8 protein-coding genes and 1 pseudogene are annotated in these 14,100 nt (G+C 66.9%); 1 reads left to right on the plus strand and 8 read right to left on the minus strand.

What is annotated here, in order from left to right:
- The 6 genes and pseudogenes from ACWGSK_RS01395 to eccD form a co-directional block, all read right to left on the minus strand.
- Window positions 1-1,898, minus strand: a pseudogene (locus tag ACWGSK_RS01395) (hypothetical protein); the annotation flags it as partial.
- A gap of 30 nt (window positions 1,899-1,928) precedes the next feature.
- Window positions 1,929-3,971: a hypothetical protein gene (locus ACWGSK_RS01400; RefSeq protein ID WP_452454930.1), complete on the minus strand. Its 2,043-nt coding sequence runs from the start codon at window positions 3,969-3,971 to the stop codon at window positions 1,929-1,931.
- 145 nt (window positions 3,972-4,116) lie between these two features.
- On the minus strand, window positions 4,117-4,413 hold the full coding sequence (locus ACWGSK_RS01405) for a WXG100 family type VII secretion target (RefSeq protein WP_358507993.1): 297 nt from the start codon (window positions 4,411-4,413) through the stop codon (window positions 4,117-4,119).
- A 64-nt stretch (window positions 4,414-4,477) separates the two neighbouring features.
- Complete coding sequence (locus ACWGSK_RS01410; protein WP_452454931.1) at window positions 4,478-4,801, minus strand: hypothetical protein; 324 nt, start codon at window positions 4,799-4,801, stop codon at window positions 4,478-4,480.
- Window positions 4,802-4,828: 27 nt separating this feature from the next.
- A complete protein-coding gene (eccB, locus tag ACWGSK_RS01415) occupies window positions 4,829-6,277 on the minus strand; it encodes a type VII secretion protein EccB (protein WP_452454932.1) in 1,449 nt (482 codons plus the stop codon).
- Window position 6,278: 1 nt separating this feature from the next.
- Window positions 6,279-7,679: a type VII secretion integral membrane protein EccD gene (gene eccD, locus ACWGSK_RS01420; protein WP_452454933.1), complete on the minus strand. Its 1,401-nt coding sequence runs from the start codon at window positions 7,677-7,679 to the stop codon at window positions 6,279-6,281.
- 224 nt (window positions 7,680-7,903) lie between these two features.
- Between eccD and eccCa the strand changes: the two genes are divergently transcribed.
- Window positions 7,904-11,878 carry a type VII secretion protein EccCa gene (gene eccCa / locus ACWGSK_RS01425; RefSeq protein WP_452454934.1) on the plus strand — a complete coding sequence of 1,325 codons (3,975 nt, stop codon included), beginning with the start codon at window positions 7,904-7,906 and terminating at the stop codon, window positions 11,876-11,878.
- Window positions 11,879-11,956: 78 nt separating this feature from the next.
- On the opposite strand, the gene ACWGSK_RS01430 is transcribed toward eccCa, so the two are convergent.
- Together ACWGSK_RS01430 and ACWGSK_RS01435 are read right to left on the minus strand one after the other, a co-directional pair.
- Window positions 11,957-13,210 carry a S8 family serine peptidase gene (locus ACWGSK_RS01430; protein WP_358508001.1) on the minus strand — a complete coding sequence of 418 codons (1,254 nt, stop codon included), beginning with the start codon at window positions 13,208-13,210 and terminating at the stop codon, window positions 11,957-11,959.
- A gap of 63 nt (window positions 13,211-13,273) precedes the next feature.
- Window positions 13,274-14,062, minus strand: a complete 789-nt coding sequence (locus ACWGSK_RS01435) for a hypothetical protein (RefSeq protein ID WP_452454935.1) — start codon at window positions 14,060-14,062, stop codon at window positions 13,274-13,276.
- Window positions 14,063-14,100 lie beyond the last annotated feature (38 nt).

Here is a 14,100-nt window from a genome sequence, read left to right on the forward strand (position 1 = left end):
GGGTCGAAGTTGAGTGGTAGGCCGGTGTCGGGGTTGAAGGGTTGGCCGGTGTCCGGGTCTACCGGGAAGGGTCGGCCGGTGTCGGGGTTGATCGGCAGCCCCGATTCCGGGTCCAGGTCCAATCGGGTCCCGCCGCCGTCGGGCGGGGTCGGTAGTCCGGTGAGGGGGTCGATGGGGGAGACCTGCCCGGTGACGGGGTCGAAGTTGAGTGGTAGGCCGGTGTCGGGGTTGAAGGGTTGGCCGGTGTCCGGGTCTACCGGGAAGGGTCGGCCGGTGTCGGGGTTGATCGGCAACCCGGATTCCGGATCCAGGTCCAGCGAGCTCGGTGCCGGGAAGTTGGTCGGTAGCCCCGGATCACCGTTCTGCTGCCTGCGGTCACTCGTGGAGCCACCCGGTCCGGAAACCCCGAGTGGGGGAACAATCCCGCCGCCGCCGGGGAAGTTGGTGTCGAGTGGTGGGTCGAAGCCGCCGCCCGGTGAGGTGAACCCGTTGACAGGCGAACCCGCCCCCATCCCCCCGCTGCCGGGGCCGTTGAGGTCGAGGGGACCGGTGCCTCCAGGCCCTCCCGCACCATCGGCCGACCAGTCGGCATCAGACAGTCCGTCAGCACCGGGGAACGTGTTGCCGAGGTCGGGGCCGCCACCTTCGTATCCCGGGGGAGGAGCGGACTCTCCGTTCCAACCGCCACCAGCGCCATTGTCAAGGCCCGGGTAATTGTTGGGCAGGGGAGGCGCGTTTCCCGAAGGAGGTGGTTCGTAATTTCCACCGCCGCCGCTACCACCGCCACCGGGGTTTCCCAGGATGTCATTCCAGTCCCAGTCTCCGCCGCCTATTCCGGGTGGCCCTTCCCCGTTCTCTCCATTCAGGCCATTCAGGTATTTCTTCCAAAAATCGTCATCGCCGTTGCCGGATTTGTTATCCTCATTTGTGGTGTCGTTGCTCAGGTTTCCGGAAATGGGATCGTCGATAGGGGTCAGGCTGGTGAACGTGGTACTGTACGCCGACTCCATGTACTTGAAAAGATCGTTCGCAGCATCGATGACTCCACTATAGCGGTCCTTCCACATGTTCTGGATTTCACTGTTGATGAATTGGTTCGTGGGGCCGTCTCCTGGTATTCCATATACTTCCTCTTGATCGTCTGTGCCGCGGCGCCATCGAATTTCGAACTGATCACGAGCTTCAAGCCAGCGCTCCGTCCCTGCTGAGGTATTAAAATACCAGTGGTTCATCACCGACTGGACCGAATTCTTCGAATCAGAGGTTACGTCGTTGATTTGCTTGTTAAGGGCAAGGGCTTTTGGGTAAAGGTCATTCAGGCCTTTTTGGAAATTATTCCAATAGTCGGAGGTCTGGTTTGCGAGGTCGTTCAGTCTTGTCGCGAAACCGTAGAGGATGTTCGCATATACGCCGGCGGCCGAACCCCTGAACGGCCCATCGGGGACATCGATTTCCTGGTATGCGTTGAAAAAACCGGTACCATCTGAGTTATGTGCGTGCTCCTCAAGAGCCTTGGCCAGGAGGTTTAGGTTTGAGAGTGCGAAGTACATCGTTTTAAACGAGAATCGGTCAGACCCGAGTCCTTCAGTTCTCAAGGACAGGACGCCGGCTGTTTTGACGAGTGCGTCATTGAACTTCTTCTCTTGTTCCTCCCAATTTTCTGTGGCCATCTGGTAGCCCGCGTAATCCCAATCCCCATAAATGCTATCTACTGGGTATCTCCACCAGCGATTCAAGTTTTTGAATCCCATTCCACCAGGTCCGGTGGTCCGGGAAAAATGATAACGCCCATGGGTCATCCATGGGTTTTCAGTGACCGAACTCATGGGTGGGACTTCGGGGAAATCTCCCCCTTCCTCCGAGTCAGCGAAAAGGTTCATGATCTCATGGAGTTCCATAGGTTTTCTCTCGGGTAGAAATCAGATTATTTAATCAGTTTTGTTTTCCCCATTCGGAGATCCGTAGTTGTCGTACCCGCCTGGGCTGGACGAGCCGGCGCCATTTCCGGTCAGGAGAGATGCGATGTCCTGGGCGGAGAACACCTGGTCCTCTTCGAGGTTGTCGAATTCGTGGATATTCGCCTTGATACGCCTGTCGATCCGATTTACTTCTTGGCGCATTCCAGTGAGGATTTCATGCATTTTCGTCATGGAGGTGTTGATCTCATTGGCCAGCCGTGTTGCTATCGGAAGGTCTGGTCCTTTTCCGAGTCTCACTGATTCGAGGTTGCTATTATCTCCATCGGAGCTGGAATAAACAGCAAACTTCGGTATCTGCTCTTGAAGTGTTGTGTAGAGCGGTTCGAGATATTTTGTTTGAAAGGCGTTCAGTTCTGCCGCATTGATGCCGGTGCCGTCTTCTGCGTTCCCAGATTTCCCTCCGGGTTCACTGTCGGAATCCCCGTCACCGCCGCTCGTGTCCTCACTGCCGTCCTCGTCCTCGTCCTCGTCCTTGTCTTCGTCTTCGTCTTCGTCTTCGTCCTCGTCCTCGTCCCCGTCTTGGTCTTCTGTCTCGTTCTGGTCGGGGGTTGGGATGTCGGCTTGGGGTTCTTCGGCACTGGCGCCGGCGCTGTCGCTGTTTTCGTTCTGGTTGTCGGTGCCGTTCTGGCCGGGGGCCAGGATTTCGGCTTGGGGCTCTTCGTCCTGGGCTTCGCCGTTGGTGGCGGTGTCGGGTTCGTCGGTGTCCCCGTCTTGGTCTTCTGTCTCGTTCTGGTCGCCGTATCCCCCTCCGGGGACCCCGGTGCCGCTCGGTACGCCTCCGGGTACGCCTCCCGTTCCGGCTCCGGATCCGTCGCCGGCGTGGTGACCGGGCTGCTCGCCCGAGTTCTCCTCGCCCTGCGGAAGCCCCTGCCCGGCCCCGTCGTCGTGGGCACCGTCACGGTCCTCGGGGTTTCCCTCATCACCGCCTCCCTCGTCCTCCGAGTGGTGCCGGCCCGGGTTATGCCCCGCTTCCTCCCCAGGGGAGTGCTCATCGGTGTCATCTTTGTCGACGGGAGGCTCGATGGTCACCAGGCCGGTCTCGGGGTCGACCGAGACGGAGCCCTCCGAGGGATCGACGCTGATCTCGCCGGTCTCACCGTCCATGACGATGCTCAAGTCGCCGATGTCCACGGTGATGTCCGTGGACTCGCCCTCGATCGGGGTCACCTCGAGGGTGCCGTTCTCGGGGTCGATCACCATGGTCATGCCGCCGGCGTCGACGGTGATCGGGGCGGTGTCCTCGGAGAGGGGGACGTTCTCGTCCGAGGGTTCGATCCGGACCTGGCCGTTCTCGGGGCCGACCGTGATCCGCAGATCCTCGGCGAGGATGACGGTCTCGCCCGTCTCGGAGTCGACGGTGACCACCGGGCCGGTGGCGTCACCGGTGGCATCGGCCTCCTCGCCCGGTACGGTCTCCACAGCCGGGACGCTCTCCGTCATCGGCGTGAACTCGGAGGTAAGGGCCTCCGCCAGGGGTGTGCCCTCCGTGGACGAGAAGTCCTCGGCGAGGTCCGACGGATCGGGTTCCTGGACGGAGACGACGTGCACCGGGTTCTCCTGCGGCTCGGTCACCTCCCCCTCCGGGATGGTCGCGCTGGAGGCGGACACACCCTCGGAGACCGGGGCGAGCTTGGAGATCACCATCGGCTGGAGCGCTTCGCCCTCCACGGCCTGACCCGTCCACAGGGGGGCGGCCTCGTCGGTGGCGCCCAGGACCACGTCCCCGTCGCGCCGGCCGACCTCGGATGGCGAATCCGGGTCGATGACCACCCGCTGGTCTGTGGTGTCGACCTCCAGGGAACCGGAGGGGTTGCCCATCACCAGCAGGCCGTTCGCCAGGTTCAGGCTCAGGGGTGCGCTCGCCCCGGGCAGGGCCGAGTTCTCCTGGGAAGTCAGTGTGGTGAGGAGTCCCGCCTGCTCCTCTTCACCACCGGCCGGGGCATCCCGCTGACCGGAGAGGGCGGAACGAAAGTCGTACTGCGATCCGGACACGTCTCTGTCTCCTTGCCGCCCGTGCGGTGGGCGTCATCCGAACGTGGGGAGGTGGGGGCCGGACCCGTGGTCGGACGGGTCCGGCCCCGTTAGGACGGGCTCGACGGGGGAGGGGTGCGCACGCGTCGGCCCGGCGCGGACCGGCTCAGAGGAGGGCGGACCAGTTCATGGCCTCGCGGCGGTCCGTGCCCGAGTAGTTGTTCCGGATCTCGTTCAGTGCGGTCTGCGCCTTGCCCAGCAGAGTCCGCATGTCCGCGACGTTGAGGCGCCAGGAGGAGACCTTGGTCTGGTAGTTCTCCTTCATCTCACCGGACATGTCGGCCAGGAGCGTCTGCATCTTCTGGTCGAGTTCCTCGATCTGTCGGGCCACCGCTTCGGTCTGCTGGGAGAGGCGGCTGGTCGCCTCGTCCACCTGGCCGTAGCTGACGTCGAATCCTTGCATGTGCTCTACCTCGTCTCGGAAGTGCTGCTCAGGGGTCTTCGTGCGGGGACATCGGGTGCGGTCGTCAGCCCGACTGGTTGGGGTTGAGGTCGTCCATCCACCGGGAACCGGTGACGATCGCGGTGTCCTCGGCCTGGTGCATGGCCTGCACGGTGCCGCCGTAGGTCCCGATCATCTGGTTCATGTCGTTGGTGATCAGCCGGAGTTCCTCCAGCCAGCCCACCAGTGCTTCGCTGTAGCGGTTCGAGGCGGCTCCGTGCCAGGAGGCCCGGAGTCCGTCGCGCAGGTCGTCGACGTTCGTGTAGATGTTGTTGCACTGTGTGTGGGCCTCAGTCATCGCCTCCTGGGCGAGTCGGTTGGCCTCATCGGTATTACGTGTTCTGGACATCTGCTTCATCTCCACTGTTGTCGTTGACTAGGGACAGGCTTGGCCCCCGGCCCGAGGAGAGGCCGCCAAAGGCAACGGGGCGGACTCCTGGCTCAACAGCGGTCCTGTGGGCAGGACTCGCAGTAGGGACATCGGTAGCGGGACGGCCTCGGCGGCCGTGTATCCGAGGGCGCCGAGCGCGGCGTCGTCCGCCACGGGGTACTTGGCGGCCGCGTCGGTCACGACGAAGAAGGTCGGGGAGGTCTCCGTGCCCCCCACGGGCACGGCCCTGACGGCCCCGCCCACACCGGAGGGGATTCCCACCAGGTCGGGGGTGGGGCAACCGGGGGCGACGAAGGGACGGTCCTGGACGGGCCAGGCCTGGATCCCCTTGGGGTCGTCGACGGTCAGGAGCGATGCCCCGTCCTCTTCCCAACGCATACAGGGCACCGCGGACCCCAGGTCCAATGCGGTCGGTGGAGCGGTGGGGAGTCCGTTCGCGTTCTCCGGTGAGGAGGCTCCGGATGCGAGGGCCCGATGTGCCTCGGAGGCGCTGAGAGGGACGGCCTCAGGCGACGTGTCGCCGTAAGCGGCACCGGAGACATCGGGATCCGCGAGGAGGAGCAACGCCTCCGTCAGGCTGAGGGGGACCAGGCCTTCACGTGTCAGGAGGTAGTGCTGATCCTCCTGGCCCGGGGTGGAGACCGCGAACACCTGGCCGACACGGTGGTCGGCGTCTATCGAACCCGGTCCGGGTTCCCCGGCCCCGGCCACGGGCGGCGCCTCAACGTCGGGGCCTTCTGGAATCGTGCCGAGAAACGCGTTGGAGACCGTCAGGACGGAGTTGGTGCCGTAGCCGAGCGCCTGGAATCCGCCGGACTCCTCCTCCACCCGCAGCCGTTGCCCGCCCCACAACAGGTACACCGCGCCGTCCGGATCGGACACCAGGATGCCCTGGTCGGCTTCGGGGGATCGGGGCGGTGACGCGTCTCCGGCGACCAGGGCGGTTCGACCGCGCGGAGTCTCCTGGCCCTCGACCGGTGGTAGGGCGCAGTACCGCCACACGGCGGGGGCGCCCTCCTCCGGCAGGGCGTCGGGGGCACCGGGGATGCCCACGGGTCCGTCCACCGGAGTGCCCTCCAAGGACGCCTGCTTCACCAGACTGGTCTTGGCTCCGTCGCCCACGATCAGACGCGCCGAGGCCAGGTTGTCGACCGGACGCAGCGTGCCCTCCGAGTACAGGTAGGTGGCGCCACCGTCCTTGTCGATGACGATTGCACCCTCCTGCCGCCACGCGGTGGCTCCGCCGGGCATGATGAGGCCGAAGACGAGGAATCCGATACAGAGTAGGGCCCCCAGGCCCAGGCCGACATAGGTGCCGCCGCGGGTACGGCGCATGGGGGCGTCCACCGCGTCGGGGTCGCCCTCCAACATCGCCGTCCCCAGGCGCCCGACGGTGAAGTTGTAGGCCATCACCCGGTCACGACGCGACTGCATGTCAGCCCCCGATTCCGCGCAGGAGTCCGTAGACCTCGTACAGGGCGAGGATCAGGGGAATGATCGCGACGCACAGGATCCCCTGGATGATCTCCGCGGCTCGACCCCAGTGGGGGACCGCCCGTCTTCCCGGTAGTGACCAGGAGACCACCGCCAACAGGGTCGTGGCCGTGAACAGGCCGACCACCGCGAGTAGTCGTGGCACCGGGTCCGCGCTCCAGGCCAGGTCCACCACGAAGACCATGAGACCGAGCCACGGTGGGACGGTCATGAGGATTCGTTGCCGGGCGCCGGCCAGGCCGCGGGTCTGGAGCAGCATGACCAGGCACATGATCACGGCGAGGGTTCTGGGCGCCCAGCCCGGTCCCATCGCCAGCACCGTCAGGCAGACGGCGAGTACGACGCCGGTGGACGCGTACAGCGACGTCTGGAAGCGGTCGGCGAGCGCGGTCCGGTCCAGAATCCTTCGAGCGGGGAAGGGGTCGATGTCCTCTTGTAGCTGTTCCGGGTTGGCGGGCAGGGCGGGCATGCGCAGGCCGGAGAGGCGGAACGCGAGTTGGGGGGCGTAGGTGCCGACGAAGAGGGCGATGGTGCCGACCAGCGCCGCGGCCTGGAGGGAGGAGGTGCCGGGAAGGAACATCAGGGTGAGTCCCGCGATGATCCCGAGCGCCTCCACGACGAAGAGACCGGTGAAGAAGGGGACCGCCCCCGCGACGGCCGCGACCCCCAGCACACTGGCACCCGCCGCCGTCAGGGAGGCGGTGAGGATGATCGCGCCGAGAAGCAGGGTTCCCGATTCGCCGGTGGGAACACAGGCACCCGCGAGTCCCATGGCGAGCGTCGCCATGCCGGCCAGCCCCTTGGCGGCGGTGAGGTCGCTCATGGCCCTGGAGGCCGCCCATGCGGAGGCCAGGATGAGGAGTGAGGAGCCCGCGGCGCTGATCGCGGTGAACAGGTCCCGCCCCGAGCCGGCCATGACGATCAGGCCGGTGAACAGCACCACCAGTCCCAGCACCTGGAGGAGGCCCCTGAGGTGGTTCGGCTCCCACCGGTCGGGACGCTCGGAGATGCCGTTGGCGACCCCGTCGACGATGTCGTCGAAGTGCACCGGGGGCAACTGGTCGCGCCGGGGACGCAGGTACAGCGTCTCACCGTGGCAGAGACCGAGGGACGACAGCGTCTCGTCTTCTTCCAGCGGCTCGTCGCCCAGTTGCTGGAGCACCCATCCATCGTGTTCCAGCCCTGCCTCGTCGAGGTCCTCCCCGTCGTCGCCCTCGGCGTAAAGGACCAGGGTGGGGATAATTTCGGACAGGGGAACCTCGACCGGTGCCGCTATCTCGAAGGAAAGTTCAGGGGCGCGGATCAGGAGGCGACAGGGGTCGCCGACAGACGAATCGTTCACCGAGAGCCGATCGACGGGGGCTTAGCGTTACGGAGATTAACACCTTTCGGGTGTCCTTTGACGTTGTGTTGGGTTAAATCTCCGTATTAGTGTTTTTGGTTGGTAACGGTAGCTTCTATGGGCGACTCACGCTCATGAGCGTGTGACCTCCCGGCTCCCTGCTCGTAACCCGAACTCCCTATCCTCTGGGCCGACATCCGGCCCTTCGAAGGAGATCCCCGGCTTTGAGTACCATCCGCGTGCGCAGACCGCTCCGACGGCCCGGTCCCGATCTCCCAACCGGGGAGATCTCCCTCCAGGAACCTCCGGAGCTGACGGCCCAGCAGTCGAGCATGTCCTCGGTGTTCATGTACCTGCCCATGGCGCTGACCTCGATGGCGATGCTCATGATGATCATGCGCCCCGGCGGAATGGGCGGCACGGTCATGCCCTTCATCGCCGGCGGGATGATGCTGGTCGGAGCCGTCGCGATGCTCGGCGGACAGTACCTGCGTGCCATGCTCGAACGCAGGACCAAGCTCAACGACGACCGCCGTGACTACCTGCGCTACCTGCGTCAGATGCGCGTTCGCCTACGCGGTGTGGTCACCGAACAACGGGACGCCATGCTCTGGCGGGCTCCCCACCCCGACGCGCTGTGGTCCATCGTGCGTACCTCGCGTCTGTGGGAGAGGCGCGCCGACGACGAGGATTTCGGCGAGGTCCGGGTCGCGGTCGGTGCGCAGGCACTGTCCATGAAGATCTCCCCGGTCTCGTCCAAACCGGTGGAGGACCTCGAACCCCTCAGCGCGCACGCACTGCGCCGTTTCATCCGCGCCTACGGAACGGTGGACGACCAACCGGTCCAGGTGTACCTGCGCGGATACGCGCGGGTGACAATGCGCGGGGACGTCTCCGCCTCGCGCGGGCTCACACGGGCCGTGGTGGGTCAGCTCACGGTCTTCCACTCTCCGGACGACCTCAGGGTCGTCGTCTGTGCCTCCGCCGGATCGATGCCTCACTGGTCGTGGACCAAGTGGTTGCCGCACGCCCAGCATCCGACGGCACGGGACGGTGCGGGGGCACTGCGCCTGCTCTTCACCGACGCCGTCGACCTGGAACAGGCCCTCAACGAGGACCTCATGAACCGTCCGCGCTTCGACCCCTCGGCCTCACCGGGCGGGGAAGAACCCTTCACCGTGATCATCGTGGACGGGGGCGCCATCCCGCCCGGGTCGCGCCTTCTCGGGGGTGGATACCGCAACACGGTCGTCATCGACGTCGACGACCCGATGCCGCCCGAGGACGATCCCCACACCCTGGCGCTGCGCGTCGATCCCGAGGAACTCGTGATGCTGGGCAACGACCACTCCGGACGTGACACGGAGGAGACCCTGGGGCGGCCGGACACCCTCAGCGCGGTCCGCGCGTCCGCCCTGGCACGGCTACTGGCCCCCTACCGTGCCGGCGGTGTCACCACCGAGGTGACCGAACCGCTGACGACGGACTTCGAGCTGACCACGCTGCTGGGCATCCGTGACCTGCCGGCGCACGACCCGGAGCGGATGTGGGGGGAGCTGCACCCGAAGAACCGGTTGCGGGTACCGATCGGCATGACTTCGGACAGCGCCCCCCTGGAACTGGACTTGAAGGAGTCGGCGCTGGGCGGCATGGGCCCGCACGGCATGCTCATCGGCGCGACCGGATCGGGCAAGAGCGAGCTGCTCCGCACCCTGGTACTGGGCCTGGCCCTGACACACACCCCCGACACCCTCAACTTCATCCTCGTGGACTTCAAGGGTGGCGCGACCTTCATCGGTCTGGACGAGCTCCGGCACACCTCGGCGCTGATCACCAACCTCGCCGACGAGGCCATCCTGGTGGAGCGTATGCAGGACGCCTTGCACGGTGAGCTGGTGCGCCGCCAGGAGCGCCTACGCGCGGCGGGCGGCTACAGCTCGGTGCACGAATACGAGAAGGCGCGGGAGTCGGATCCGTCGATGGAACCGCTGCCGACCCTGTTCGTCGTGGTCGACGAGTTCAGTGAGCTGTTGGCCGCGCACCGGGACTTCATGGACCTGTTCGTGATGATCGGCCGACTGGGACGGAGCCTGGGGGTCCACCTGCTGTTGGCGTCACAGCGGCTGGACGAGGGGCGGATGCACCAGTTGGAGAGCCACCTGTCCTACCGGATCGCCCTTCGGACCTTCTCCGCGATCGAGAGCCGGGGGGTCCTGGGGGTGCCCGACGCGCACCGCCTGCCCTCGGCACCGGGAAACGGGTTCCTGAAGACCGACACCGAGACCCTGACACGCTTCAAGGCCGCCTATGTGTCCGGCCCCTATCGGGTGAGTCGGCGCGCGGTCAGTACCGGTCACGGTGTCGGTCTGGGGACGGTCCTGTTCACCGATTCCCCGGTCGCCGTGCCCAAGGAGGTCTCGGAGGTCCGGCCCGTGGAGGAGGAGGTCGAGGAGACCGGTTCCCTGCTGGACCTGGCTCTGGAACGACTGACCGGCCACGGGCCAGCGGCCCGGGAGGTGTGGCTGCCGCCCCTGGAGACCCCCCCGCTCCTGGACGAACTGCACGCGACGATCGGAAACGACATCCCCGAGAGCGGGGTTCGTTGGAACAAACGGGGCTCGCTGAAGGTCGCCGCGGGTGTGGTCGACCGTCCCTTCGAACACCTTCGGTCGCCGATGACGGCCGACCTCTCGGGCAGTGGCGGGCACGTCGGTGTGGCGGGCGGCCCGCAGAGCGGCAAGAGCACGCTCCTGGCCTCGCTCATCCTCGGACTCGCGCTGGTCAACACACCGGCCCAGGTCCAGTTCTACGCGATCGACTGCGGCGGTGGTCTGCTCCAGGCGCTCAAGGACCTGCCCCACATGGGCAGTGTGGCGGCCCGCACCGATGAGCGTCGCATCTTCCGCACCATCCTGGAGATGCACGAGATCCTCGACCACCGGGAGGCGTTCTTCGCCGACAACGGGATCGACTCCATGGCGACCTATCGTGCGCGCAGGGCCGCCGGTGAATTCGCCGAGGAGCGGTATGGGGACGTCTTCCTCGTGATCGACGGCTGGGGCACCATCCGCCAGGACAACATGGATCTGGTGGCGCCCATCGTGCAGCTCGTCCAACGTGGCCTCAACTACGGCCTGCACGTGATGGTCGCCTCGCCCCGCTGGGCGGACTTCAACACCGGTGTCCGTGATCTCCTGGGTACCCGTTTCGAACTCCGTCTGGGCGACCCCGTCGATTCCCTCGTCCACATGAGGGCGGCACAGACCGTTCCCAAGATCCCCGGACGCGGCATCACCGACGACAAACACCACTTCCTCGGCGCGCTCCCGCGTGCGGACGGGGTACCGGACTCGGTGACCGCGTCCGCGGGCATGGCCGAGATCGTCGAACGCGCCAAGGGAGCCTGGGACGGTCCCGTGGTGCCTCCGGTACGCACCCTTCCCGCGAGGCTACGCGCGCACGAGCTCCCCGATTCCGATCTCGACGGCACCGGTGGTGTGCTCCGGGTACCCCTGGGGCTGGAGAGCCGTCGGATGCAGCCTTTCTGGCACGACTTCGGGGCCACACCCCACCTGCTCGTGATCGGCGACACCGAGTCCGGCAAGACCAACCTCGTCCGGCACATCACCAACGCCATCCGCAGGCACTACGGTCCCTCGGAGGCGAGGGTCGTCCTGGGTGATCAGCGCCGTCAGCTCTACGACGCCGTACCCAAGGAGATGCAACTCGGATACGGGGTCTCCGCCGACAGCGTCCGCGAGATGATGCAGGCCGCCGCGCAGGCCATGGACGTTCGGGTTCCGGGTCCCGACATCACGCCGGACCGCATCCGTTCGCGAGACTGGTGGAACGGGCCGGAACTGTTCGTGATCGTCGACGACCTCGAACTGGTGGCCGGAAGTGGGCCGAGCCCGATGTCCCCCCTGTTGCCGCTGATCGCGCAGGGGGCCGAGATCGGGATGCACGTCATCGTGGTCCACGCGGCCGGCGGGTTCGGCCGTGCGGCCGGTGACCCCTTCATCCGGTCGTTGATCGACCTCAACACACCCAGCATCATGCTCTCCACCCCGCCTTCGGAGGGCATGCTGTTCGGTTCCGTCCGAGCCCGCCGCATGCAGCCCGGACGGGCCCTGTGGATCTCCCGACGAGACCCGGTCGAGGTGCAGTTGGCGATCGCCGAGGAGCGGGAGGACTCCTGAGCACGTCGCGAAGGTGAATCGTGTCCGGCGGGCCGCTCCGATCGGAGCGGCCCGCCGCACGTTCGGCCCCGCTGCCGTTCAGTCCCGCAAGGGGTCGGGTGGGGGGCCGATGGGGACCGGTTCGCCTTGTGCCGTGGGTCGCCACGAACGGGCGCGACCGTTGCGCACCACCGCGGCGCCCAGACCGCACACCACGATCAGCAGCGCGAACCCGCCCGCGACCAGGGAGGTGGGCAGTGCCTCCAACGTCCCCTGGGGTGAGGGGTCCGGGACGAAGACGTCGCCCGCCACCGTGACGGATTCCTCGGCGGGGTGGGACAGCAGGGCGCCCACGGGGTCCACCCGCCCGCTCCCGTGCACGGGGTCATCGTCCCCGCCCGGAGACGGATAGGCCGTGGCGAGCAACCGGTCCCGTAGCTCCTCGGTGCCCAGGTCCGGAAAACGCTCGGTGAGCAGTGCGGCGGTCCCGGCCACGAAGGCGGCCGCCACCCCGGCTCCGCTTCCCGTGACGTGTCCGCCGCCGACCCCGGGGGCCACGGCCCGGTCACCCGGCGCCAGGAGGTCGACCCGGGAGGGCGTACCGTCCGGGAGCGGCAGGGGAGACTCGATCGACGGCGGGCCCTCGGGTGTGTGGCCCGCCACGGCGAGCACCGAGGTGTGCTGGGCGGGGTGTCCGGGGACGGGGCCGCGCGAGGTGTTCACGGTCGCCGGTGCCACCACCAACGATCCGTCCTCGGTCGCGGCCTCCACCGCCTGGTCCAGCTCCGTCGAGCCCGACCACGCCGACGTGGCCACGAGGATGACGGACGCGCCCGAGTCCGCCGCCGTGGCCACCCCCGAGGCGATCTCCCCGGCCGTGGCCACCCCCGTAGCCGGCGACCCGGTCGGGACGAATCGCAGGGTCGCTTCGGGGGCCACGCCCACGGCTCCGTTCCCCTCGAACGAACGACCGCCGACGATACCCGCCACGAAGGTTCCGTAGCCGAGACAGTCCGCCGTCTCACCCTGGTCCACGGCGTCCTCCAGAGCGGGGCCGGTGGCGTCGAGTTCGGGGGCCAGTACCGCGATCGTGACACCCGCCCCCGTACTCAGCCGATGCGCTTCGTCCAGGCCCAACGAGCTGTGGGTCCAGGGGAGCTGATCGACGGTGTCGGTGCTCTCGGGACCGCATGGTTGCTGTTCCCCCTTGAACTCGTGGACCTGTGGAAGCGTCGGTGGTTCCTCGGAGGTGTCGGCTCCGGCCACGGCGGGGAAGGCGAACTGCCCCAAGAGGAACAGCGAGGCGACGGTGGCGCGGCCCACGCGCGCGGGTCTGGCCGAGGTGTCTGTCAACAGACTCTCCTGTCGTGCCGAGGGGAGTGCGTCCGTGGGCCCCGACGACCAGGGGCCCGAGCTTCATCTACGTGCGATGTCGCGGAGTTGCGCCAGGCTCTCGGCTCGGGACTCGATGGCGGCGGCGTCCACCCTGCCACCGTGGCGGTCGTCCACCGTGCCCACGGAGGACCGTAGGGCCTCCAAAGGTGTCAGTCCCTCGCCGCGCAGGCGTACGTGTTCCATGATCCACCAACCGCGGGCGACATTGACCTCGACGTCGGGCGGGAGCAGGGGCTGGAAGTCGCCGGCGTCGTCGGCTTCCGAGGCCCAAAGGTAGCCGATGAGCGTGTCACCCTTGGTGACGGGGACGTAGAGCACCGGCCCGTCGGTGGCAGGGGCGTAGGACCTACCGACCAGGACCGGGGCGAGCGCCTCGTCGCTCCAGCGGTCGAACACCGGTGGCCCCGGGACACCGGGCTCCTCGTCGCCTCGTCCCTGACGCCCCGCGAAGAGCTCACGCGATAGCGCGCCGGTGTTCTCGGCCTCCCAGGTGGAGGATCCGGCGGGGATCGCACCCGCCTCTTGGTCCGCGGGTGCGCCGATCCAGTCGAGTACCGCCTGCTCGGGGGAGATCCCGTTACGCGCGGCCTCGCGCAGCCTCGTCTCCCAGACCTCTGTGGCCCGCGCCGTGGCGACGGCGCTTCCCGGTACGGCGATGAAGCCGGCGGCATGCTCCTGTGGAGCGTGGGCGAACCACAGGTACCCGATCACCGTATCCTCCGCGACGACGGGCCGGGCGGTGATCGGGCCCTGTGAATCCGTGCGGTATTCGCCTTCCGCGCCGTTCATGGCGTTCATGATGGAACTCATTTCAGATCACTCTCGCTGGTCACTTCAGTGTGGAGGAC

This window comes from Nocardiopsis sp. NPDC055551, from assembly GCF_053619415.1.

Excerpts from the sequence above, each read along its gene's own strand:
- ACWGSK_RS01405 (WP_358507993.1), bottom strand. The coding sequence starts at position 4,413 with ATGCAAGGATTCGACGTCAGCTACGGCCAGGTGGACGAGGCGACCAGC.
- ACWGSK_RS01410 (WP_452454931.1), bottom strand. The coding sequence starts at position 4,801 with ATGTCCAGAACACGTAATACCGATGAGGCCAACCGACTCGCCCAGGAG.
- eccB (WP_452454932.1), bottom strand. The coding sequence starts at position 6,277 with ATGCAGTCGCGTCGTGACCGGGTGATGGCCTACAACTTCACCGTCGGG.
- ACWGSK_RS01435 (WP_452454935.1), bottom strand. The coding sequence starts at position 14,062 with ATGAGTTCCATCATGAACGCCATGAACGGCGCGGAAGGCGAATACCGC.